The following is a 407-nucleotide window of genomic DNA, read 5'->3' on the forward strand; positions in this document are numbered from 1 at the left end:
TAGGACAGAGCGCCCGTGGACTGCGGATCGTAGTTCAGCACCGACTGCTGATAGCTCGGCGCCTCGGAGATCCGCACGGACCGGGGGATCATGGTCTCCAGCACCTGCTCCGGGAAGTGCGCCCGCACCTCATCCGCCACCTGGGAGGACAGGTTGGTACGGCCGTCGTACATGGTCATGAGGATGGTGGACACGACCAGATCCGGGTTCAGGTGCTTCTGGATCATCTCGATGTTGCGCAGCAGCTGGCTCAGGCCCTCGAGCGCGTAGTACTCGCACTGGATGGGGATCAGGACTTCGCTGGCGGCCACGAAGGCATTGATGGTCAGCAGGCCGAGGCTGGGCGGGCAGTCGATGAAGACGTAGTCGAGACGCTCCAGGCCCTGCTCCTCACGACCCTTGGCATA

The 407-nt window shown here is 63.4% G+C and carries 1 protein-coding gene; it reads right to left on the reverse strand.

Going from position 1 to position 407, the window contains the following annotated elements; translation table 11 throughout:
• A partial coding sequence (locus tag IG178_RS24445) for a ParA family protein (protein WP_193215207.1) occupies positions 1 to 407 on the reverse strand: 407 nt, incomplete at both ends.

The sequence above is a fragment of the Neoluteolibacter marinus genome, from assembly GCF_014904755.1.
In the GTDB taxonomy this organism is placed as follows: Bacteria; Verrucomicrobiota; Verrucomicrobiia; order Verrucomicrobiales; family Akkermansiaceae; genus Haloferula; species Haloferula marina.